20 protein-coding genes and 2 pseudogenes are annotated in these 21,725 nt (G+C 55.4%); 10 read left to right on the plus strand and 12 right to left on the minus strand.

Annotated features, from left to right (window positions below; genetic code table 11):
• The 3 genes and pseudogenes from JIN85_RS13890 to JIN85_RS13900 form a co-directional block, all read left to right on the plus strand.
• Positions 1-354 (plus strand): annotated as a pseudogene (locus tag JIN85_RS13890) (transposase); the annotation flags it as partial.
• Positions 355-572: 218 nt separating this feature from the next.
• A pseudogene (locus JIN85_RS22295) lies at positions 573-692 on the plus strand (transposase); the annotation flags it as partial.
• Positions 693-984: 292 nt separating this feature from the next.
• Complete coding sequence (locus JIN85_RS13900; protein WP_200271758.1) at positions 985-1,665, plus strand: DUF1573 domain-containing protein; 681 nt, start codon at positions 985-987, stop codon at positions 1,663-1,665.
• 15 nt (positions 1,666-1,680) lie between these two features.
• On the opposite strand, the gene JIN85_RS13905 is transcribed toward JIN85_RS13900, so the two are convergent.
• Complete coding sequence (locus JIN85_RS13905; protein ID WP_425494629.1) at positions 1,681-2,832, minus strand: relaxase/mobilization nuclease domain-containing protein; 1,152 nt, start codon at positions 2,830-2,832, stop codon at positions 1,681-1,683.
• A 149-nt stretch (positions 2,833-2,981) separates the two neighbouring features.
• Positions 2,982-3,320 carry a plasmid mobilization protein gene (locus JIN85_RS13910; RefSeq protein WP_200271762.1) on the minus strand — a complete coding sequence of 113 codons (339 nt, stop codon included), beginning with the start codon at positions 3,318-3,320 and terminating at the stop codon, positions 2,982-2,984.
• Positions 3,321-3,708: 388 nt separating this feature from the next.
• Between JIN85_RS13910 and JIN85_RS13915 the strand changes: the two genes are divergently transcribed.
• Entirely contained in the window at positions 3,709-3,963 is a 255-nt protein-coding gene (locus JIN85_RS13915; protein WP_200271764.1) for a type II toxin-antitoxin system ParD family antitoxin, read from the plus strand.
• 9 nt (positions 3,964-3,972) lie between these two features.
• Entirely contained in the window at positions 3,973-4,284 is a 312-nt protein-coding gene (locus tag JIN85_RS13920) for a type II toxin-antitoxin system RelE/ParE family toxin (protein ID WP_200271766.1), read from the plus strand.
• 68 nt (positions 4,285-4,352) lie between these two features.
• Here the strand turns inward: JIN85_RS13920 and JIN85_RS13925 are convergent, their stop codons facing one another.
• Both JIN85_RS13925 and JIN85_RS13930 read right to left on the minus strand, forming a co-directional pair.
• Positions 4,353-5,414: a tyrosine-type recombinase/integrase gene (locus tag JIN85_RS13925; RefSeq protein ID WP_200271768.1), complete on the minus strand. Its 1,062-nt coding sequence runs from the start codon at positions 5,412-5,414 to the stop codon at positions 4,353-4,355.
• 393 nt (positions 5,415-5,807) lie between these two features.
• Positions 5,808-6,701: an ArdC family protein gene (locus JIN85_RS13930; protein ID WP_200271770.1), complete on the minus strand. Its 894-nt coding sequence runs from the start codon at positions 6,699-6,701 to the stop codon at positions 5,808-5,810.
• A gap of 303 nt (positions 6,702-7,004) precedes the next feature.
• Between JIN85_RS13930 and JIN85_RS13935 the strand changes: the two genes are divergently transcribed.
• Genes JIN85_RS13935 through JIN85_RS13945 form a run of 3 tightly spaced genes read left to right on the plus strand, consistent with a single transcriptional unit; the run spans position 7,005 to position 8,111 of the window.
• Complete coding sequence (locus tag JIN85_RS13935; protein WP_200271772.1) at positions 7,005-7,349, plus strand: hypothetical protein; 345 nt, start codon at positions 7,005-7,007, stop codon at positions 7,347-7,349.
• A gap of 4 nt (positions 7,350-7,353) precedes the next feature.
• Positions 7,354-7,917: an RNA polymerase sigma factor gene (locus tag JIN85_RS13940; protein WP_200271774.1), complete on the plus strand. Its 564-nt coding sequence runs from the start codon at positions 7,354-7,356 to the stop codon at positions 7,915-7,917.
• Positions 7,917-8,111, plus strand: coding sequence for a hypothetical protein (locus tag JIN85_RS13945; protein WP_200271776.1), 195 nt, complete (start codon positions 7,917-7,919; stop codon positions 8,109-8,111). Before JIN85_RS13940 ends, JIN85_RS13945 begins: the two co-directional genes overlap by 1 nt.
• A 6-nt stretch (positions 8,112-8,117) precedes the next feature.
• On the opposite strand, the gene JIN85_RS13950 is transcribed toward JIN85_RS13945, so the two are convergent.
• Complete coding sequence (locus tag JIN85_RS13950; protein WP_200271778.1) at positions 8,118-8,420, minus strand: hypothetical protein; 303 nt, start codon at positions 8,418-8,420, stop codon at positions 8,118-8,120.
• Between the two features lie 73 nt (positions 8,421-8,493).
• Between JIN85_RS13950 and JIN85_RS13955 the strand changes: the two genes are divergently transcribed.
• Together JIN85_RS13955 and JIN85_RS13960 are read left to right on the plus strand one after the other, a co-directional pair.
• Positions 8,494-8,967: a hypothetical protein gene (locus JIN85_RS13955; RefSeq protein WP_200271780.1), complete on the plus strand. Its 474-nt coding sequence runs from the start codon at positions 8,494-8,496 to the stop codon at positions 8,965-8,967.
• Positions 8,968-9,068: 101 nt separating this feature from the next.
• Positions 9,069-9,614 carry a hypothetical protein gene (locus tag JIN85_RS13960; RefSeq protein ID WP_200271782.1) on the plus strand — a complete coding sequence of 182 codons (546 nt, stop codon included), beginning with the start codon at positions 9,069-9,071 and terminating at the stop codon, positions 9,612-9,614.
• A 6-nt stretch (positions 9,615-9,620) separates the two neighbouring features.
• On the opposite strand, the gene JIN85_RS13965 is transcribed toward JIN85_RS13960, so the two are convergent.
• The 7 genes from JIN85_RS13965 to JIN85_RS13995 form a co-directional block, all read right to left on the minus strand.
• Complete coding sequence (locus JIN85_RS13965; protein ID WP_200271783.1) at positions 9,621-11,177, minus strand: type IV secretory system conjugative DNA transfer family protein; 1,557 nt, start codon at positions 11,175-11,177, stop codon at positions 9,621-9,623.
• Positions 11,178-11,373: 196 nt separating this feature from the next.
• Positions 11,374-12,042: a DNA methyltransferase gene (locus JIN85_RS13970; RefSeq protein WP_200271785.1), complete on the minus strand. Its 669-nt coding sequence runs from the start codon at positions 12,040-12,042 to the stop codon at positions 11,374-11,376.
• Between the two features lie 321 nt (positions 12,043-12,363).
• Positions 12,364-13,836, minus strand: coding sequence for a class I SAM-dependent DNA methyltransferase (locus tag JIN85_RS13975; protein WP_200271787.1), 1,473 nt, complete (start codon positions 13,834-13,836; stop codon positions 12,364-12,366).
• Complete coding sequence (locus JIN85_RS13980; protein ID WP_200271789.1) at positions 13,833-15,851, minus strand: AAA family ATPase; 2,019 nt, start codon at positions 15,849-15,851, stop codon at positions 13,833-13,835. The genes JIN85_RS13975 and JIN85_RS13980 overlap by 4 nt, the downstream gene beginning before the upstream one ends.
• A gap of 18 nt (positions 15,852-15,869) precedes the next feature.
• Positions 15,870-17,330, minus strand: coding sequence for a restriction endonuclease subunit S (locus tag JIN85_RS13985; protein WP_200271791.1), 1,461 nt, complete (start codon positions 17,328-17,330; stop codon positions 15,870-15,872).
• Positions 17,331-17,332: 2 nt separating this feature from the next.
• Complete coding sequence (locus JIN85_RS13990; RefSeq protein WP_200271793.1) at positions 17,333-18,445, minus strand: type I restriction enzyme HsdR N-terminal domain-containing protein; 1,113 nt, start codon at positions 18,443-18,445, stop codon at positions 17,333-17,335.
• An 8-nt stretch (positions 18,446-18,453) separates the two neighbouring features.
• On the minus strand, positions 18,454-21,264 hold the full coding sequence (locus JIN85_RS13995) for a type I restriction endonuclease subunit R (protein WP_200271794.1): 2,811 nt from the start codon (positions 21,262-21,264) through the stop codon (positions 18,454-18,456).
• Between the last annotated feature and the right edge of the window lie 461 nt (positions 21,265-21,725).

Genomic DNA, 21,725 nt, shown 5'->3' on the forward strand with positions numbered 1-21,725 from the left:
TGGTGCGCCGACATCACGTATGTGCCGATGCCACGCGGCCACGCCTACCTGTGCGCCGTGATGGACTGGCACTCGCGCAAGGTGCTCGGCTGGGCGGTCTCCAACACCATGGGCACTGACCTCTGCCTGGAAGCACTTGAAAAGGCCATGAGTTCCACCGGCAAGGTTCCCGGGATCTTCAACACCGATCAGGGCTGCCAGTTCACCTCCGCCGAATGGACCGGCCGGCTGACGAAACTCGGTGTGCAAATCAGCATGGATGGCCGCGGGCGATGGATGGACAACGTCTTCATCGAACGGCTGTGGCGGAGCGTCAAATACGAGGAAATCTACCTCAAGGAACACGCTACGCTCCGTTGTGTGCTCACCCCTCCGCTCCAGCTTCCCGCTTTCGAGTTCCCCTCCACTCCAGTCTTGATTTGGGAACCATCATCATCCCAAGCTCTCCCGCAGCCCGCCACCATACCTTCTTATAGCCCATCAGTGGCCGAACTTTGGGGGCCAGCTTAGTGCTGGTGCTCGACAATGCAAGCTGGCACAAGTCCCGGAGTCTGGACTGACATCAAATCGGACCGGTTTATCTACCGCCATACAGCCCGGATTTTAATCCGATCGAGAGGCTGTGGCAGCATCTCAATAGCCAGTATTTAGCTGGCTACCTGACCCGGAAGTCTCGAACGAACTTGGTTTTTACATCAGCCTTCACGTGGTTCTTGTAGCCGTAGTGAACCTCGTTGTTCTTTTACACCCCAACGCGCGTCGAGATGTAACCGCTCCGCGCAGTACTCGTTCCATACTCGGTCTTAGACGTGATAGGTTAGTATAAATTACCGTCTATGACAGATACCGATAGTGGATCTACAAGTCCAACATGCAGATGTCCCCGAACTTCATGCTGGGATCGCCAACACCATGAAGCTGCATTTTAAATTTGTCGCATGTGTGGAATTGACGTTCATGCAATTCTATCCGACAAGTTAGGCCATGAGATTTGTAGCGGTGTTGTTTTGCGGGATTCTGTGGGTTGGTTTCGCTGAGGCAGCTGAGCTAAAGTTTGAACAACCAAACCAAGTAATTGTGACGGAGTACGGGCAAAAGGAAACTGTCGTCGATTTTACATTTACCAACCTTTCCGAGTATACAGAAACCATTGAGGGAGTGACGACGGGATGTAGTTGTTCATCGACTGAACTGCTCGACAAAAAGATGGAATATGCTCCCGGGGAAACCGGCACAATTCAAGTTCATATAGATGTCAGTGGCATCGTTGGAGAATCGACCAAGTATCTAGAGGTTTACTTAGTAGGAGACGATGTGGCGAAGCCATCGGCATCCTTGAGCGTGAAAATTTCCAAACCCGAATTGATTTCACTTAAACCAAAGACCTTAAAATGGGCCGTTGGCGCTGAGTTGGAGCCAAAAACAATTGAGATCAGCGTTTTGGATGGGCAGGAAGTGAATCTTGACGAGTTTATTTTAGATTCTGAAACATTTGTGGGTAAGTTGAACGAGATCAAAAAAGGCCGTAAATACGAATTGATCGTCACTCCTACTGACACCAGTCGAGCTCCTAAAATGGGCGTCATTCTGCTCAAGACCGATAGCAAGGTAAGAGGGTTTGCAAAAATCAACGCCTACGCGGTCATAGTGCAAAAAGCCGGGTGAATCTTTTCTGGTAGTTCAATGGTCAAATGTAGGTGCGGGCCTTTTGATGCCTCGTGCCTGATCAACATGGCGATACGAATCACCGTTCCTCGTCAAACTCTCTTGATCAATCTTCTTGATGAGCATTTTGCATTCCCGTGATTGACGAAGCTCCAAATGACGAAGTTTGCGCTCTCGTTCCTGTTCTAATACACTGAGAGCTTGTTCGATACGAGCTTCCACTACGGCTATTTGTTTTGTTGCTACATTAAACTGTAGCTTGAGTTTTCGGTCCGAGCGGAAAAGGACGAAGCCAATCCGCTGAACCAAGCCTGGACTCTGAAGCTGGTCTTGCAGGTGGCCTATTTCGCTCAGCTTGTCATTAAGGCGATAAAATGTCGCCAGCTCGTCTCGCTTACGGTCGATGAGATCCTGAAAACGCACCACTAGCTCCATGCTCTCCCCGCGGTGCTTTTCGGTCTGCCGCGTCAGAAGAGCCGCGACCTTTTCCTCGTGCCGCTTTCGACGTTCGAGAATTGCTTCTGGTGTCGGGAGCGATGAGGGATCGATGTCCGTCATCCGCTCCTGCAGCGCGGCCTCCTTGAACTCCCTGCCGAACGCCGATTTTAAATCACGGACGGGATTGGAAGTCTTGCCATAGGGATCGACCAGCACGAGACGCTTGCGGCCTTGGGCCAATTGGTAGCCTTTGTCCTGAAGTTCTTGCATGAACGATTTTGCATCGTGGCTGTTTTTCCATGCTTCAACGATTGCCGGATTGGCGTAGCGGGTCTTTTTTCCTTTCTCCCGTTTCTGGTGATTGAGTTCACGTTGCGGACAGTAGTTTGTCTTTTCCTTTTTCTGATATTCCCGCACCCAATCCTGAAGCTTGCGTTTGCTGTGCTTGAGGCATGCGACCAATCCGGTGCGGGGATGGACCTTGTTCACGACGACATGAATGTGCGGCTGTGGTTCATCGGTGTGACAGGCGATCATCGTCTCGTGATCGCTGAGCCCAAGCTTCTCTAGTGAGGTGAGAGCGGCCTCCATCATGCTCTCGCGGTTTGGCTTTTGTTCGGGATGCCAGCTCAAGGAAAACGCAAGCACTGGATTTTTGAGCTTTGCGCCTGAGCGTTTCTGCTGGCTCACTTCTTTTAGCCTGTCCTGGTTCTTGGCGGTGTAGGCCATGACCTTCCAAGCCTTCTCGACTTTGCTCGTGACCATGTTGAGCGTTTCGGTCCATGCGACACGCTGGCTGGTTTTAGCCTGCTTGTCGTGGAAATAGTATAGGAATGCTCCGTGGAAGGAACATCCCTGTGCTGCGAGTCTGGGGACCATTAGTTGAACTCCTTGGCAGTAGCTTCGTCGATGAGGGCTTCGATGCGTTCACACAGCGCAGTTAGACTTGGCGACAATCGCCCGGTCATGTGCATGCGCTTGGTGATCTGGTTGAGGTTATGGCCGATGTAATTGAGCCCGGTAACGAATGCTGGATCAAGCGTGCGTTCGTCCTCGCCGACCTCAAGTGAGGAGATGACGAGCATTCGGGCGAGTTCGTTGACGCGGTGGCCGAGCTGCAAGGCTTGCTCAAGTAAGCACTCGTATTCGCTTGAGGTGAGGCGGAACACGATGCGGTGCACGCGGTGACGATCGGAGGTGAGAGTAGGACGTGCCATGCTACACCTCCCGAGACGCACGGAGCGTCTGGCGTAACCGGATGCGCGGTGAAATCGGCGACGTGGTTCGCCGAAAATACCGGGGGGATGCAACGGGGGGACGGTCAGTCCAGCCCTTGCCAAGATGGAAGGTTATTTGGCACGAATAACCACATCTTGCTATCCTGCAAATCGAGCTCGGCGAGTGGTGGCGACCGTTTAGGTGCATTTGGCGGCCCAAGATGGCCTGTGGTGGGTCAAAGAGCATAGAGTATCCTTTCGATAAAGGTGGGTGAAAATGAAAAACCCTCCGAAGAGGGGGAATAGTGAGCGATGTGCGGCTCCAGTAGGATTGACAATCATTGCCAATTGGTGCTATCCTGAACTTAGCAACAGGAAGGAAAACGCCATGCCGACTCAGAACGTCAATCTCACTGATACCCTCGATCGTTTCGTGAAACAGCAGGTCGAGACCGGGCTTTTCAACAATGCCAGCGAGGTGCATCGCGCTGCGCTTGCGCGGATGGCTCGCGACGAGGAAGAGCGCTGCCTTCGACTGGAAAAGCTCCGGCAGGACATTGCCGCGGGCGATGCTGATATAGAGGCCGGACGCATGCGCGAATACCGCAGCGCGGATTCTCTATTTGATACAATCACAGCATAGGAAGCTGCCTTGAAGCCTTTCCGACTCGTCCTTACCGAAAGCGCAGAAGCGGACCTTCGTGGAATTCACGATTACATCGCCAACGAAAAGGCGAGTCCGGTTTCAGCGGAACGATTCACACGGGATCTCATCGAGCAGCTATTCGAGCATGCAGGCAAAGGTTTGTGTGGTTCGCCGCGTGATGAAGTTAGTCCCGGCTTGCGTGGCCTGCCATATCGAGGGCGCTGCTTCTACTTTCGGGTCGTCGAAGATTCGCTGGTGGTCGTGCGCGTCCTGAACAGCAAACAGGATGTTGCGGCGCAGGAATTTCCAGAAATATAGCTGTATTCCTCGCACTTGGGTACGCACGCTCAGAGTTTGACATCATAATCCATTCGAGTCCGTCGATCTCAAGTTCGGCCTCTCTTCTCCGAAGCCATGAATGAGTAATCTTGCGATGAACCCACGGCGTCATGAAACCGATCTTTAAGGCGGATTGGCTGAACGGGTGTTTTTTCATTTAATGAAATCTCTGGGGTGCAATTGCACCCCAGGCAATGGACGTTCTTCACCTGTTCTTGTCCAAATGGACGCCTTTTGGACCCAAATGGTCCGTAATTGACCCTTTGGACGATGGCGTAGGCCCCTGTCACGGCGGAGGCCGCGGGTTCAAGTCCCGTCACTCGCGCCACACTCTCCTTAGGTTTCCGGGGAGTGCACCGTTCCGGTTCATCTTGAAAAAAGGGTGCAATTGCACCCAGCTCCAGCGATGAAGCCGCCTTCCTTAAATAGTTCGGTGAATAGCGGGCATACACTTTTTCCGTAATGCGGGTTGAGCTGTGGCTGAGGTATTGGGCGATCTCTGACATCGCAATTCCATCTTCCGCCATCCACACCGCAGCCGTGTGGCGCAGCGCGTGGGGATAAACGTCTTCAAGTCCCGCAGCCTTTGCTGCCGTCTGAAATCCACGCTTGATGTCCTTTAGGGGTTTGCCGCGATACTCGATCACGTGATCGCTCATGCTGGCTTTGCGGGCCTCTTCAAGTGCCTCTCGGGCTGTCTGATTGATCGGCACAGTCGCACGCCCTTTATTGGCTTCACCGACTCCGAGATCAATCAGTCCATTGACCAAATCGGTGCGGTCCCAGGTAAGTTCCAGCAGCGCACCTTTTCTGGCCCCCGTGCAAAGGGCCAGAATGATGTAAAGGCGGATGTGTGGCTGCTCGCAGGCTTCAAGCAATCGGGAGAGCTCCTCACGCGTCAAATGCCGACTACGAGGCGGTGGAGTGGCTGGAAACTCAAAAACAGCAGGCGTATTTGGATCATGCCAGCGCAAGGCTGCCCTCAAGGCTCCAAGTTCTCGAATGATCGTCCCATCGCCAACTTGGCGAGCTTCGCGGTAGGCGAGACAAGTTTTTCGAGTGATTTGATCAGGACGCAAATGCCCGAAATGCGGTTCCAGTCCTTTCACATATATTTCAGGCGATCACGGCTGTCTTCTTTGTGCTGGCGATATAAAGGTAAAATGTCGCCGACCAGCAATGGACTCTTGTCCGGCATACTACGCAGGTCCGCTAATCGACTCCTCGCCAGGTCCAGCTTAGCCGTTCCAAGTGATCGTCTTCTTTTGTCATTTCCACTGCCAGTGACGGCATAGTATTTGCCTCGATATAAGACGGGTTGATCATTCCACATTGTTCAATTCTCCTTACTTCCCATGCTGGGATTCTAACCATCTTTCCGACTTGAAAGGTATTTTCGATCTGATTTGCGCGAATCATGTTGTGGATCGTTTGTCTGCACACGCCCCACCGCTCCGCCAGGGTTGTGCAAGAAAACGGGCGTTCCCTGATTTCCATGCCGGTCATCTCATCGGCTCCGCTTTCATGATATAATCGACTGCCTTTTGCGCCTGTCCGGCGGCCTCGATGATCATCCGCTGATTGCTGGGCGCTTTGAGAACCCGAAGCCACGACTGGATGTAGGCAGCTGAGTTTTCATGATCGTCGATCACGATGCCCGCTTGCGCGCAAAGAAAGGCAGCGCCGATTTCCGTGACCAGCTCCTCTTTGGAATAGATCGTCTTGTCCGACATCGAAACCCCTCGGTTATCGAGCAAGGTTTTTCGGGCCAGCCGTTTCGCCGATCCAGTCGAATGAACCAATTCATGGAACAGGCTTTTGTAAAACCGCTCTTCACTTTCGAAATGCGATCGATGCGGAATTTCCACCGCATCGTTTGCTGGATCGTAACAGGTGCGCACGGACCTGCCTTCGTGGATCGCTGGCGGATTGGGCATGTTCTTTACGATGCATGCAGCAGCTCCGGTTCGTTGGCTCGGAGTAAACTCTGGAAGGATGGGTTCAGGAAACTCGATGCCGTCAATCTGGCTCGCGTTGAACGCGGTGTATTGGCGCAGAAACTTCCTTTGCTCTTCCAGGCCATCTTCGACTTCCTTTGCGTAAGTGCCGAACTTGACCACCAGATATCCTTTCTCGCCTTTGCGGACCTGACCTCCACGTTCCTGGGCTTGTTTGTAGGTCATGAACCAGGGCGAAGTGTATCCTGCCATGGCAAGCAGCATCACATTGATGCCGCGATACGGTTTCCCCGATTGATAGTTGGCCGGAAACCCGACCGTTGCGGTGTGTGGCGAATGCCACGGCACGACACCTTCTTCCAGTCGTTCAATGATGCGTGCGGTGACGCGTTCGTGGACGGATTTGAGGTCGCCCTTCCTCCATTGGCTCTGAGCCATTGATGCCTCCTTTGGCTATGATGCGCGGGCAGGGAACCGGAAATCCGGACACAAAAAAGCCCGGTCATTTGCCGACCGGGCTTCGATGCGCTGCACGCGCAGTTGTTGCATGAATAGTAGCCGTCATATCATAACTGATGACATGTTGTCAATATATTCCTATTTCGATGAGAACGGTATCGTTTGTGCTGCGCATCGCCAACAAAGCGGAATCACCATTTCCAAAGTTTGGAAAAATCCCATGGGTGCCGGTTAAACCCAGCATCCCAAACGTCTTTCTTATGTAACCCTAAAACCAAGACGATGGAACCAACCGAAACCAACTACACGGGACCAGATCACTCAACTGCAACGCTGGATCCTGCCAATCATGAAATTGATGCAAAGGATCGTCAGCATCATATGGAAAAGAAAATCGTTTCCAGCCTGCGTGACGGTATCGACATGCGAGGTCGCTATAAATACCAACTGAAGGATTTTTCGATCGGCTACGCAGCAGGCAAGGGGATTAGCGAGCAAGCTGCCCGCGATCAAATCGGCCAGCTATTCGAGCGCGATATGGGAATCAGCCTACATGGTTATCTTGAGCAACACCGCCTCGATCGCGGACTGGAAGTCGGCAAAGATCAAAACCGGGGAGGGCGATGAACTCATGGAGACGCACGCCGAAATTCCCAATCCGACGCTAGAGTCATCCGAGAGCTTTGATGAACGCCTGGCTAAAGTGGAACATGCAATCGATAGCCATGGCTCCTACCTGTTGGATTACCTCACCTCGCTCACCAAAAACCGCCACGATGCCGAAGCCATTCACAGCGATTTATGGGTGTATGTTTTGCACCGCTTTCGCAGCGAACACATCGAGCATCTGGGTGCGCTTCGCCGCAAGGCTTACCAGTTGTTTATCGATCACTATCGCAAGCAACGCCGCAATCCGGTGCTGATTGTAGAGGAAACTCCGGAATGCCCAACCCAAAGCAGCCATGAGCCTTATACCGATGAGGAACAAGCCGAGTTCAAAGCCCGCTTCTTCGCCGAGTATCAAGTCGATTTACCTACCGAACATCAGGAAGCGCTTTGGCTGCATGCCTGGTGCGGCTACACGTTTCAGGAAATCGCCAAGATCATGGGGCGTCCCTCCAGCACCATCGGTGACTGGATCACTCTGGCCCGGCAAGCGTTTGCCGATTACTTGAATTCCAACCCATTGAATTGATGAACTCTTCCCAAGATTCCCACTTCCGTCCCGAAGATACCGATCACGTGATTGACCGTTTTGGCAAGCCACTGCGAACGGAACACCGCAAGGCCTTGCGCGATCGATTGCATGACGAACGCAAACGCTATGAGTCGATGCAGAAAGAAAAATCCACCATCCGCCAGCGCGGCAAAGAAGATCGCGGGCGATGATTTAATTCAGTCGTCGAGCGCTTCCTGATCCATCGCGAATGGGGTTTTATCAATATCAATCCCATCGCGAATGAGATCACTTAACTTTTCAACTGTGAAGCGGTCCATCAGATGCAATAACTCCGCCTGATCATAGATGTCCATGGTTGGGAAGCAGTTAAGGACTCCGTGAAGGAAAAAATAATGAGCGGTGAGCGCTGCATTAAACCCGGCTTCCTCAAACTTTTTTGCCGCATCGGCAACAATCCACTCGCCACGTGCGGAGATTTTCATTAATTTTATTTCATACTCAACTGTATCTTCGCGCATCAGCCGTTCCTTATAGTTCGTTATAGGTAATGGTTATGATTTGTTAATTACTAACATACCACATCACTCCTTGATGATGCAAAATTCAAATCCAAAGACGGTGACGCCTGCATTCAATCAGGCGGCATCCTTATCGGAAGAAGATCAACTCCGACTCAAAGTTGCGGCTTTAAAGAGCCCCTTGCTGGATCGTGCCTATCGTCGCCTTGAGCGCGAGGAACAAAAGAAACAGGATGAGATTCATGAGCGGTTTGAGAAAAATCGCGAGCCATCTGTCGAAGCGATGAAGCGTGATCTGATCGACAAGAAAAATCGTGAGCATCACCCGGAATTAAAGCCAAAGCACCTGCCGACGGTAACGCGTGAGCAACTGGCGAAGGAGGCGGAGCGTAATGCGCGCTTAGCTTATGCGGCCCAGCAGAAAGCGGCGATCGAACAGGCAAGGCAGGAATCGCTCAAGGAAAAGCGGGCGTTCATTGCAGATGTCACGCGGCCAGAAAGACTCAAGGATCAATTCAACCAGGCCGCCCGCGGCAATGCACGATGAGCTCGATTAAAGATTCAAGACTTCACTCCTGGCCGAAAGTTTCCCGCAGCCGTGGAAAGTTAACGCTATCTGCGCGGATTTTAAGTCCATGGCGACTGCGAATGATACTACGCTTTATTTATAAACCGCTCATCCTTTTGTGGAAACTGGCGGTCTTCATCCTGCTCATGGATTTTGTGCTCTATCTGGTCAATGGCTACAGCTACATTGATCGACTGAATCATGGCTCTCATCATTTGGACCGCTGGCCGATCTGGATAGGTCTGATATTCTTCGGGCTGGTGTGGAGATTTGAGAAAAAGTCGGGGCACAATCTGACGCGCATCCTTTTGGGTTCCCGGCTGCGGATGATCATTAAAGAGGATCGGGTCCGGATCGGTGGATGGTATCCAAGATTGAGGATGAAGCGCGATGTGAACCTGACCTTTGCCACCCAACCGATTGAAGGGGCGAAATCCGAAGTCTATCAGGAAAGCCAGCAGCTGATGTTGGTGGTGGATGACTCGCGCTCAGTCAAAGTGGCGAGTATCTTTCCGACCCAACGCGCCAGGCTGATGGTCGAGAACGCGAACATGGCGCTTCGTCTCGGAATTGAGAATGATCCGGCTGACCTCGACTACGACCCATCCCGTGCCGGTGCGGTTTGATCTGGCTTAACTTTGCCAGACATCAAATCGACCGCGAAAGAGTTCGTGTTGATCGTAATTGGCTCGCTGCAGGATAAAGGGACGCTTGCCCGGAATGCAGACGAGCTGACGATTGTAGTGATCATCCCGGGCGAAGAAACGGCGCACTTCTTCCGGGGTCATGAGCTCCTGGATGTGGTTGCGAAAGCTTGATCCGCTTGCCCCCTTGCTACGGGCGTCGATCGAGTTTGCCCCTCTTTCTTCGACCCGAATGGTGGTGCTGCCGAGATACTTGCTGATCCATTCCGAAGTGAAGAAATCGACATTGCCGAAGAATTGCAGGATGCCGCTGTTGCCGAGAAAAGTCTCAAAGCGATCTTTGTAGATGGCTTTGAGCTGTCCCAGATCTTGCAGCACGGAAGTAATCCGCAGTCCAAGCCCGGCCATCTGGCCGATCGCACTTTCCAATTCCTTCATGTGGCCGAGCACCGGCATCTCGTCCAAAATCATCTGTACTGCGTATTTCGGACGGGCAGGGGACTTTTCGATCGCAGCCAATGTCATGTTCACAAACAAACGCAGCCACTGGCGGCAGGTCGCCATGCGGGTGGCGGGAAGTACGAGATAAATCGTAAGTGGCTTGGTTTTCAGATCGGAAAGATTGAAATCGTGGCCGGAGAGGGATGCCTGCATCGCGTCGTAATCGAGGAATTTGAGGTTCTTGCGAGCATTGGACAGGACCGATCCACGTTCGTTGTCGCCCATGTCGCGGATCATCCGCGCGGCAGCCGCGACGCGGTTGTCCGGGCCTCCGGCTTCTTCCATTTCATCCAACAGCAGATTGAGCGAACCCTGTTTCCCGGCAATCAACTCGGCCACCGTGACCAGGTTTCGTTCGTCCGGGGAGAATTCACCGCAGGCCACGTGGAGGATGACTCCCTCAATGAACGCCTTGGCGGTTTCATCCCAGTGGGAGTCTTTGCTGTTTTGCGCGACAATCAAGGCATCGGCAATGAGCCCGGCGTCTTCGACCAGAGTTAGGCTCAAGGGATCGAGAATGCTGAGCGGATTATAGCGAGCGCGGTACTGGGAGCAGTGAGCAGGAGTGATCTGGAATGGATCAAGGATGCACACCTGTTGGCCGAGTTTTTGAGCCCTCCACCGCGCGGTGATCGCGGCATTTTCGCCCTTCACATCAAGCACGATCATTGATCCGCCGTAGGTGAGTAACTCGGGGATGAGCACGCATCGACCTTTGCCAGAGCGGGAACCGGCGACCAGCGTGCGGTGCCGATCATCCTTGCTGCCGATGGGAACCCCACCACGGGTGATGGATTCAACCCTGCCATCGGTTCGCTTCACCCGTTCTGATTTACCGCCGATGATGCCGAGGAAATTATCGCCCGCGCCGTCTTGAAAGCCAGCTTGGGCGATCAACTCCGGGCGCTCAAAGTAATTGCGGGCCGAATGACTGTCGCCATGCCGTCGACCTTCCTCACCGCGCAAGAGATCACCGAGGATGGCATCACCACCACCGGGCAAGGGCGGGGGAGTTGAGGATTTTCCGAGTAATTCACGCAACATAGACTACCAGATTTAGAGCGTTGTATCAGAAAGGACTAAATGATGCGATGTGCCAAGCCTGGAGTTGCTAAAAGTCGAACATTCAGATGAAGCGGCGACTTTCCAGCCCCCACCGAGCAGGAAAAGCCGCCGCCAGAAACCTTAGTAGAACCGAGAGCGAAGATTTACTACTACGCTCCCGGTAGTGAGAGCATGGTTATGCCAATCGTTTTGCCGCGATTGCATGATACTCATCGCTCTTTTCGATGGCCAGATAACGGCGACCAGTTTGTTTGGCTGCAACGGCGGTGGTTCCGCTACCGCAAAATGGATCGAGGATCAGATCGCCTGGGCGGGAAAAAGATTGGATCAGTGGTTCAATGACCCGAACGGACTTTTGATTGGGATGCAGTGCATTGCCGGAATAGTGCCATGGTTGGACATCCGAGAGCGGAGTATCCGGCAAAGGCGGACGACCTTTTGCAAGCAGGTAGGCCTGCTCATGAGTGTAGGAAAGGAATCGGGAATTGGATGCATAGCGCTTCTGCCAGACGATGTGACCGACAGGAGTGAATCCGGCGCGTTTCCACGCATCCATAAACAAGTCGACTTTATTCCAGCCATAAAAGCTGATGAGAAATGAGTCATTCTTCAGTGCCCGGTGAATGGCGGCAAAAGCAGGCTTGAGCCAATCGGATTGGTTGTCACCGAGGATCGTGCGACCTGAGCGATCGCGATAATTGACCAGATAGGGTGGATCCGTGATGGCAAGATCAGCACAAGCTGAAGGAAGTTGTGATAAGACGTCGATGCAATCGCCATGGATCAATTGATTGGATCGTGTAGACGGAGAAGATAAATTTTGGTTTTCATAGGCTACCAACATGGGAAGCTCCTTTTGGTTCGGGTTTCTCCCTGATGGGATTGAGAACCGGGAAGGCAGCCCGCATGGCGCACCCGTCAACGACCACACGGCTCACTCAGCAGAGTGAGGTGGAGCGGGCAGGAGATTGACGGGAAGACTGGGCTGCCAGGATCAATCCATTTCATCAGGAGAAATCCCGGCAGGAGCTGAAATGAGATAGGCCGCGATCAAGCAGGATATACTATAGTTTGCTGGTCTCAGTTTATCTTGTGATGATTGGCGATAAAGGAAGCTGGCAGAGCAATAGGACACAGCCGTCGGGTTAGATTCAGTCTGAAATAGCTATTTCCCACTTTCGGACTGTGTCAGCGCTTCCTCCACCGCACGGAACTCTTCCAGGGCGGCTTCGAGGCTTTCGACGATTTCGGCGGCGAGTTCGGCCGGAGGCGGGAGGTTCTCGGTGTCTTCGAGGCTCTCGTCCTTGAGCCAGAAGATGTCGAGGTTGGCTTTGTCCCGCGCGACGATCTCGTCGTAGGTGAATTTCTTGAAACGCTCGGTCTCCTGGCGCTTGGCGAAGGCTCCGGGTTTGTAGGCCGCCTTGAAATCGTCGAGGTCGCTCTCCTTGAGGGGATTCGTCTTGAGGGTGAAGTGCTGGTTGGTGCGGAGGTCGTAGATCCAGAGGTCCTTGGTCCACGGGGCCTCGCTGGCGCCCTTCTTCTCGAAGAAGAGGACGTTCGCCTTCACGCCCTGGGCGTAGAAGATGCCGGTGGGGAGGCGCAGGAGGGTGTGGACGTTGCAGCGCTTGAGGAGGTTGCGGCGGATGGTTTCGCCGGCTCCGCTTTCGAAGAGGACGTTGTCGGGGAGGACGACGGCCGCGCTGCCGCCGATCTTGAGCTCGCTGACGATGTGCTGGAGGAAGTTGAGCTGCTTGTTGCTGGTGGTGGCCCAGAACTCGTCGCGCTCGTATTCCTGCTTCTCGGTGGTGATCCGGCCGTCGTCGCCGACGATGGTGTAGCCGCCCTTCTTGCCGAAGGGAGGATTTGCCAGGATCATGTCGAACTTCCGGCCGCTGGGCTTGGCGAGGGCGTCGCCTTCGGTGATGGGGGCCTCGCCGTTGCTGGTGGAACCGATGCCGTGCAGGTAGAGGTTCATGGCGCAGAGGCTGACGACGGCGGGGACGATGTCGTTGCCGTGGAGGGCCTGCGTCTTGAGGTGCTTGCGGGCGGCCTTGTCGAGCTTGTGGTGCTGCTGGATGTGGTCGTGGGCGGCGAGGAGGAAGCCGCCGGTGCCGCAGGCGGGGTCGCCGATGAGTTGCCCCGGCTGGGGCTGCATGACCTCGACGATGGCGCGGATGAGGGAGCGGGGCGTAAAGTACTGGCCGGCGCCCTTGTCGGAGGAGCTGGCAGTCTTTTCGAGCAGGCCTTCGTAGATGGCGCCCTTGATGTCGACGTCCATGCCGGACCAATCCTCGTCGGCGATCATCTTGATGACGCGGGCGAGGTCGGAGGGGTTGGCGATCTTGTTCTGGGCCTTGCGGAAGATGATGCCGACCAGGCCGGGCTCCTTGCCGAGGTTCTCGAGGGTGTGGCGGTAGTGGACTTCAAGGTCGTCGCCGCTCCGGCTGGAAAGCTCGGACCACTGGAACTCGGCGGGGATCGGGTTGTCGAAGCCCAGCTCGGTCATCTCGTCGGCGAGCTTGAGGAAAAGCAGGTAAGTGATCTGCTCGACGTAGTCGCCGTAACCAACCCCCGCGTTCTTGAGGACGTGGGCGTAGTTCCAGACTTTGGAGACGATGGCCGAGGTGTCGTTGTTCATGGAACCGGAGTGGGTGGTTGCCGAAGCCCCTCGAAGATTGCAATTAAGTCACGCGAAATAAGCTCTGGATAGGTCGCGGACTGAAATCTAATCAGCTCATCTCGCTTGCCCTCTTTCAACAGGGCTCCCCTGCCCGTGGCCGAGCCCAACCTATTCAAGGGTGCCCGAATCATCGTCTCGACATCGTGACCCCGTGTTGTGAGCCACCACTCCGGAATACCGATCCCCTGAAATCCAAGGTAATCGCAAGAAACCAGACTCGAAGAAGCGATACCAGCAATCGACGTTTCTCCTTCTAACCAGGAGCATAACGACCTGACGTATGACGCAACCTTCCCTTTCGATGGATTCACAAAATCCCTGATCTGCTGCAGATCAGTTGGATTCGCCACGAAAGGTTCCGATACTCCTCGATGAACCAGATATGCTGCCAATGTCAGCGGATCATAAAGGTAATTCTCGACGCTATATCGACCGAGCACACTGATAATCGCATCCGGTTGATTTGTCCCATCCTTGTCTATCAATCCACGAAAGCGTTCGAGGCCAAGAATGTGGAGCTTAGGTGCCCAGTTCCGGACTTGTGAGCATCCCCCTCCAACCCCATCGTCTCCCCTAGTGCTCGCGGCAATAAAAGTGAGAGATGGATTTGGGTCCACTAGTTTCTCTGAAACAAGCGCGGCATAGACTGGCTGATGATACTCTGGGTCGGCACTGGATTCGGTGATCACCATCACGTCAGATGAGGTTACCGTAACAAACCCCGCAGAAAGGATTTGTGTCGCATTACTCACCGAGCATCGGCGGATTTCCCTAGGTTTCCGAACAAGCTCGAAGACGCTCTCCTCTGGTGCCAGCGCGACTGTGCTCGGAGAATGGGTCGTCATAATGACTGCCACGTTGAGCTCATTAACGAATTTGCCAACGAGAGTTCCAATGAGCGATCGAGTGAATGATGGATGAAGAGGAGCATCCACTTCGTCCAAGAGAAGGAGTTTCGGGAGCTTGACGAGGCTCAGGTCACCACTGGCTTGGTAAAGCATCAGTGTAATTGCCAAGAGAATCTTCTCTCCAGAAGAGAGTTCATCGGTCTTAATTAGCGTCCCGTCTTCCGGGTCTTCCAAGCGCAGTTGGAACTGCTGGTCAAGATTCCCAATTTTATTCTTCGGGCGTGTGAACCGGTGGCGGAAACCGGCGTTCGCTAGGACTTCGTTGGCGATATCCCATGGGGCATTTCCATAAAGCCGGTCGAAAGCCTCATCCTCAAGGTAATGGCGGTCACTATCCCCCTCTTGAGTATGGTAGTACTTGTTGATCTTATTGTATTCGTATGCGGCGTGCCATGCGGAGAACCAGTTCGCAAATTCAAGCTGTAGGGTGTTCGTTGCATTCCAGGTCAACGGAAAGTGTGACCGCAACTCCTGTTCAGACACGGAGAGGGGTGAGATCCCGAGCTCTACAGCCCGCGATTCGAGCATAGCCCTCAAGTCCCCGTACTGATCGAGGTTGGATTTGAACCCAGCGACAATCCGCTGCCTGTGCGTTTCGAATGAATTCGCGAATGCTTTCGCTGAGCCCTCATCGAAAGGTGTCCCATTTCGAGTGCACATTAGGAGCGCAGCTTTAATCTCCTCCTGAGCAGCTTTCGCAAGCCAATGAGGATCAGCAATTTCCGCCTTTCCAGTCACTTTGTTCTGCAGGAAGTAATTTGTGAGTTCCTTGCCGTGGTTGGCTTGCGATTTGACAGCTTTGGTGATCGCCTGCTCCCGCTGTTTGTAAATCTGATCCGGGCTAGCGTTATCAGTGACTTTTGCTGCGAAGTTGCCCCAATCAAATGAGAGAATGTTCCCATCTGCTCGAGGCAAATCCTCGACTAATACAGCTCTGGATTTAATCGCCTCCAGCAGGTGCGTTTTCCCGGATCCATTCTTCCCAGTGATTACCACAAAGTTTGGGAGTTCTGCTGTGGGAAGGCTGGAGATTGATTTGTGCTGTTGGCTAAAGGTCAGCTTCATGCTTCGTTGTGCTTAGGGTCAAAGTTCACCGACAAATGCAACATAGAGAGTGGACTGACGGAGGCGGTTGGCGCGGGTGATTTGGCGGTCGAGTTCGGCTTCGAGGTGGTCGATGGCGGTGGTGCGGGCTTCGACTTCGGCGACGATTTGATGTTGTTCGGCGAGGGGTGGGAGCGGAAGCGGAATCGCCCGAAGGCTCGCCTGCGCGATGTTACGCATCGACAACTGATTGCCCGTCGCTCTCGATTCGATCTCCTTGCGTCCAAGTTTCGAGCGAAGCCAATACAGGGCGAACCTCTCAAGGCGTTCGATGAATCGAAATCTGAGGACCTTGTCGCTGAGCATCAACCGCCGGTTGATCTGTTCGACGATGACTGGAGCACCCACCAGTTCGAGTGTGTTCGCGCGACTGAGGAGGAAGTCGCCCGGATGAATGATGTGCTCGTCGCGTATCTGATCACGACGAGTGACCGTTTTGCTTTCGAGTTCGTCGAACTTGCCCCATGTGACCGCGCTTATTTTTACCAGTCCTGTTTCGTCCGCCGTTGGCGGGCGTTCCTCGCACTTGAAGTTTTTTCCGGCTTCAATCGCCGAAATGACCGAATCGATGTTTGTGACCGTCCACGTTGAGGGAAGGTTCAAGTCTAGCCCCTCCGTCGCCTCTGGCTCTTTGTATTTGCCCCTCCCGTTCCAGATTTCGCGCCGCTGATCGAGAATTCGCTCAAGCAACTCCGAAGCCGGTTCAGTGTCGGGGTGTTGTTCGCGCCAGGCTTGGGTGAGTTGGCCGGTGACGGCGGCGGCGAGGACGGATTGACGGTAGCGTTGGAGTTGGGCTTTGGCGTGGCGCAAGGCGGCGACGCCGACGTCGAGCCGCGAAAAGAGTTCCTCAATCCGCGCCACGATGCGGCGTTGTTCCTCAACCGGCGGGAACGGAATCTCAAGTTCCTTGAGCTTGGAGCCATTGACGTTCGCTTGCCCAACTTGTTGCGAAACCACGGTTTTGATCCACGCTCGGCCAAACGGGGAATTCAGGTAGTAAGCGACCCACTCAGGAACGCCTTCCCGCAAGCGCACTTGGATTAGATAGGAAGCGAACGAGAAGGACTCGGGCTTGCCCCGATACACCGCAGTCTTCCCGACCAATTCGGCGCTGTTCGTGCGATTGAAGAGGAGATCGGCTGGTTCCAAAAACAACTGAGGGAACTCGTGATGATCGACCGGGAGATACTTGAGATTCGTGAAATCGAGAGCCCCATTCACGATGTTCCCCATGCGGAGCACGGGAATTCCGTCGGCATTCTCCGAAGTTTTGGCCGACGATCCGTAGCGAACCAATTCTGCAATGTCGCCAATTCTGCGCATCGACCAACCCTCTGCCGCCCCTTCAGGGTTCGGATGCGTGGAGGATGCGGGACCTGGGGCCTTGCCCCGTGCTAATGTCTTTCGCCCATTCGGGGCTGATGTTGATCCCTTGCCCATTCTCAGAAATCCACGGTGATGTCACTTCCGAAGTGGAGGCCCGCGACTTCGGTCGCAGCCCGGATAATCGACTTCTTCAGCGCGTTGTTGAGATTGGTCGCCACCATCCAGCCGCCGGACAGCACTTCGTGCATCTCGCGGAGATCAGGTCGATCCGGATACATGTCTTCGAGGCTCTGGGCGATGTAGCGACGCTTCCGGCCAGAACAGTCGGGATGCTGGGAACAGCGCTGAAGGAAGGTCGGATCACCTTTGGAAAGCTCAGTGAGCACGATCACCATCGCATCCTTGGCATTGGAGTAGCCGAATGCCTTGCCCTTGATCAGCAGTTGCCCCTGTCGAGGAGCTTTCTGTTTGTTCATCGCAGGCACAACCGGGAAGCCGGGGCCAGTCGGTGGTTTGGTCGGCTGCTTCGGCGCGACAGGACCGTTGCCCGTCACCGGGACGTAACCACCGTGGAGTCCGATCAGGAAATCGAAGATGTCGTCATCCTCCGGGCGGACTCCGGCCTTCGATTCGACGGCATCCGCAACGAGAGCCACGAGCAGTTCATCGCCCTTCTCCACAAGTTCCCTCCACGCTTCCGGGATGGCTTGTTTGGCCTCCTTCTGGCGGTTGCGATTCCGATACTCCCGAATCGCGTCCTCTAAAGCAGATCCGGTCTCCACGCGTGGCTTGTGCAGATACTTCGCGAGCACTGTGGCTGCCTGCTCGGTGGCTCGCTCAAAAAGGTCGAGCTTGTATACCCGCCTGTCTTCGTAGCTCCCTCGTTCGGCCGGAAGGTAAAATGACCAGGTCTTGCCATCGGTCAGGACGATGAATGGAACGCCGGTGTGGAAGGCATATTCAAGCGCCTGCCGCACGCCATCCTCGGCCTTCCCGGGTTGTTTGACTTCGATGAAAACGGCCGGCTTTGATGGCGGATGGCAGAGCGCAAAGTCGACACGCCCCTCGCCCGTCTGGAATTCGGGCCAGACCACATTGGTGTCGTATACATCCCAGCCGAGCACTTGCAGCAATCGCAAAACGATTCCCTGTGAGATCGATTGCTCGTTCGGGAAACGTCCTTGGCGGAGCTTCGCGGTGATGTCCTCGATGGTGGGATGCAGGTCCATAGTTTCGGCTAAGCAACGAGGATCTCGTTGAGTTCTTCAATGATCGGCTTCGGATCTTCGTTTCCAAAAGCCTTGCGGGCGACGGCGAGCGGGACGCCTTCCTTGGAATCAACGTTTTGCCAGGCTTCGAGGTAGTCCTCCTGCTCGTCGGTGGGGAAGGCGCCGTTCAATGCAATGGTGTTCTTGATGATGTCGAGCCAGTGGCGTTGGGCGTCAGTGAAGCGCTCGCCCTGTTGGTCGAGCCACTGTTGGTATCGCGCTTCGACGAGTTCAGGGAAGGGCGCGAGCGGTTGGTGCTCGGGATCGACGGTGTGGCGGACGAGGGTGATGAGGTTCGTGAGAACCTTGGCCGGGTCGGCGGTGGGCTTGCGCTTTTCGAGGTGCTCGTAGGCTTTCCAGACTTCGGCGGGGGCAATGTGGTAGGGCGGCCGGGCGACGGCTTCGGCGAGGGTCTTGAGTTCCTCGTAAACGAGGTGCCGTTTGGCGTTGGGGCGATTGTAGAGGATCTGCAGGGCGGTGATCTCGTCCTGATTGACTACGAGGAATTGCTTCCAGTTCTCGATGAGGCCGCGGGCCTTTTCCTCGTCGTAGCCGGTGGCGAGGACTTCGTCGCCGCTGAGGTGGTCGATGGTGACTTCGCGGTCGCGGCGTTTGGTTTCGAGGAGGGCGCGGTAGGCGGGGTTGGTGGCGAGGGGTTCGGTTGCTGTTTTCACCGCCAAGGCGCGAAGGTCGCCAAGTTCTGATTCTGTGGGTTCACTGTCAGGGCCGTGCTGCGCACGGAATTGGTCGAGCGCGTGGTCGGGGTCGGTGGCTTGGAGGAGGTTGGAGGTGAGTTGTTTGAGGGAGATACCGCCGAGGGTTTGTAGCTCGGCCTTGTCGCTGTCGCTGAGGGACTGGTCGAGGCGGGCAAGGCGGTTGGCGAGGCTGGTGAGGGTGTCTTCGTCCCGGACGCCGAGGGCGACCTGCTGGAGGAGCTTGTCGAAGGGGACGGTGGGTTTGCGCTCGAGGGGGCGGGAGTCGGTCTTGTCGGACTCGGTGACGCCGACGGCATCGACGAGGACGAAGCGGGACTTGCTGCCGGCGTCGGGGGTGACGGTGGCGAGGTCGGTGGGATCGATGGTGCGGGTGCCGCGGCCCTTCATCTGCTCGAAGTAGAGCTGGGAGCGGACGTCGCGCAGGAAGAGGAGGCACTCGAGCGGCTTGATGTCGGTGCCGGTGGCGATCATGTCGACGGTGACGGCGATGCGGAACTCGGGCGCGGTGCGAAAGGCCTTGATGATTTCCTCGGGCTTGGCGCCGGCCTTGTAGGTGACCTTCTTGCAGAAGTCGTTGCCCTTGCCGAACTCCTCGCGGACGTGGGTGACGATGTCCTCGGCGTGGTTGTCGTCCTTGGCGAAGATGAGGGTTTTGGGAACCCAGGGAACGTCGAGTCCGAGCGACTCGGCGCGGGCGGGTCGGTCGGGGAAGAGGTCGGTGAATAGCTTTTCCCGGAAGGCCCGGATGACCGTGCGGATCTGGTCGGGGACGACGACGGAGCGGTCGAGCTGGGTCTTGGCGACCGTCTCGTCCTCGTCCTGGACGGCCCAGCGTTTCTCACGGGTGAGGCGATCGCGCTTCTGGTAGTCGAAGCCGGCGTCGAGCTTGGTGCCGCCCTCGGAGATGCGGGTCTTGATGCGGTAGATGTCGTAGCCGACGTTGACGCCATCGGCGACGGCCTGGACGTGGGGGTATTCGGTGACGAGGTTGCGGTTGAAGAAGCCGAGGGTGGCCTTGCTGGGGGTGGCGGTAAGGCCGATGAGGAAGGCGTCGAAGTAGTCGAGGACCTGCCGCCAGAGGTTGTAGATCGAGCGGTGGCATTCATCGACGATAATGAAGTCGAAGGTCTCGATGGGGATGGCGGGGTTGTAGCTGACGGGGAGCGGCTCGCGGCTGGGGCCGCCGGTGCCGTCGAGCTCGTAGCCGGAGTGTTCGTCAGCCTCGTCGTCGAGGGGATTGTTGGTGAGCTGGGAGTAGAGGCGCTGGATGGTGGAGACGGTGACCTGGCAGACGGGATCAATGCCGGCGGGGCCGAGCATCTGGACGTTGTAGAGGTCGGTGAACTTGCGGCCGTCGTCGGGGGTGGTGAACTGCTGGAATTCGTTGACGGTCTGGCGGCCGAGGTTGCCGCGGTCGACGAGGAAGAGGATGCGCTTCGCCCCGGCGTGCTTGATGAGGCGGTAGGCCTGGGTGACGGCGGTAAAAGTCTTGCCGGAGCCGGTGGCCATCTGGAGGAGGGCGCGGGGGCGGTTCCCGGCGAGGGAGGTTTCCAGGCCGGTGATGGCGGAGATCTGGCAGTCGCGTAGGGGCTCGGTGACGAGCGGGTGGGCGCTCGGGAGGGCCGCAAGGCGGGTGCGGAGGCTATCGGGCTGCTGGACGAGCTCGAGAAGGTGCTCGGGACGGTGGAAGGCGAAGACGGGGCGTGAGCGGGAGTCGGGGTCACGCTGGTCGCGGAAGTTGGTCTCGACGCCGGTGGTCTCGTAGGTGAAGGGCAGCGGATCGGTCCAGCGCTGGGGGATCCAGTTCTTGGCGGCGGTATAGCGGGCGCTCTGATCTGCAACATGGGAGAGGGTTTCACCAGTTTTCTTGGCCTCGACGACACCGATAGCTTTTCCGTCGACGAAAAGAACATAGTCTGCGGGGCCTCCCTCAGAGCGTAGTTCCCGAATGGCGATTCCCTTACCTGCAGCCAGGTTCAGTTCGTTAACGGACTGCACGATCCACCCAGCGGCGCTCAATTGAGTGTCGATGTGCTTGCGGGCAACGAATTCAGGGGCAGACATTAACGAAGTTTGTAGGACAGAATCCTAACTGCAAATAGTCACTAATTAGTCAACCGTTGAGACGCAAGCCTGCTGAGAGTCAAAATGCCTCTTTGCTTGCTACTTAAAGGTGTGGCACTTCCCACGTCTTCACAGAGATTAGTGGCGGGTATCGTCGGACAATAGGATAGGGTTGTCACTCTCAGGACCAGTTTGGTGCAATTCGAACCATCTTAGAGCCAACCATAGCACAGGGGATAAATCGTTTTCATCTTTCATGCTGAGTTTGCCTTTCCAATTAATGGGAACGCAACAGCAACGAAAGTGAAGATACATCCGATCTGATCACCTTCGCGCCATTACGCCCAAAAGGCGGGCCGTGTGTAGGGAGTCGGGTGTGCAACCCGACATTTTAACCCACCTAATTCCTCTGTCCCAAAATCGGGATTATTACCTCCATTCGCCCTTGAAAGTGAACAAAA

Source organism: Luteolibacter pohnpeiensis, assembly GCF_016595435.1.
GTDB lineage: Bacteria > Verrucomicrobiota > Verrucomicrobiia > Verrucomicrobiales > Akkermansiaceae > Luteolibacter > Luteolibacter pohnpeiensis.

Bases quoted from the DNA above. Each gene is read 5' to 3' on its own strand.
- JIN85_RS13970 (WP_200271785.1), bottom strand. From the start codon at position 12,042: ATGTTGGTAGCCTATGAAAACCAAAATTTATCTTCTCCGTCTACACGA.
- JIN85_RS13905 (WP_425494629.1), bottom strand. From the start codon at position 2,832: ATGGCCTACACCGCCAAGAACCAGGACAGGCTAAAAGAAGTGAGCCAG.
- JIN85_RS13980 (WP_200271789.1), bottom strand. From the start codon at position 15,851: ATGAAGCTGACCTTTAGCCAACAGCACAAATCAATCTCCAGCCTTCCC.
- JIN85_RS13900 (WP_200271758.1), top strand. From the start codon at position 985: ATGAGATTTGTAGCGGTGTTGTTTTGCGGGATTCTGTGGGTTGGTTTC.
- JIN85_RS13940 (WP_200271774.1), top strand. From the start codon at position 7,354: ATGGAGACGCACGCCGAAATTCCCAATCCGACGCTAGAGTCATCCGAG.
- JIN85_RS13910 (WP_200271762.1), bottom strand. From the start codon at position 3,320: ATGGCACGTCCTACTCTCACCTCCGATCGTCACCGCGTGCACCGCATC.
- JIN85_RS13915 (WP_200271764.1), top strand. From the start codon at position 3,709: ATGCCGACTCAGAACGTCAATCTCACTGATACCCTCGATCGTTTCGTG.
- JIN85_RS13995 (WP_200271794.1), bottom strand. From the start codon at position 21,264: ATGTCTGCCCCTGAATTCGTTGCCCGCAAGCACATCGACACTCAATTG.
- JIN85_RS13945 (WP_200271776.1), top strand. From the start codon at position 7,917: ATGAACTCTTCCCAAGATTCCCACTTCCGTCCCGAAGATACCGATCAC.
- JIN85_RS13975 (WP_200271787.1), bottom strand. From the start codon at position 13,836: ATGAACAACGACACCTCGGCCATCGTCTCCAAAGTCTGGAACTACGCC.
- JIN85_RS13950 (WP_200271778.1), bottom strand. From the start codon at position 8,420: ATGCGCGAAGATACAGTTGAGTATGAAATAAAATTAATGAAAATCTCC.
- JIN85_RS13935 (WP_200271772.1), top strand. From the start codon at position 7,005: ATGGAACCAACCGAAACCAACTACACGGGACCAGATCACTCAACTGCA.
- JIN85_RS13985 (WP_200271791.1), bottom strand. From the start codon at position 17,330: ATGGGCAAGGGATCAACATCAGCCCCGAATGGGCGAAAGACATTAGCA.
- JIN85_RS13955 (WP_200271780.1), top strand. From the start codon at position 8,494: ATGATGCAAAATTCAAATCCAAAGACGGTGACGCCTGCATTCAATCAG.
- JIN85_RS13990 (WP_200271793.1), bottom strand. From the start codon at position 18,445: ATGGACCTGCATCCCACCATCGAGGACATCACCGCGAAGCTCCGCCAA.
- JIN85_RS13960 (WP_200271782.1), top strand. From the start codon at position 9,069: ATGATACTACGCTTTATTTATAAACCGCTCATCCTTTTGTGGAAACTG.
- JIN85_RS13930 (WP_200271770.1), bottom strand. From the start codon at position 6,701: ATGGCTCAGAGCCAATGGAGGAAGGGCGACCTCAAATCCGTCCACGAA.
- JIN85_RS13965 (WP_200271783.1), bottom strand. From the start codon at position 11,177: ATGTTGCGTGAATTACTCGGAAAATCCTCAACTCCCCCGCCCTTGCCC.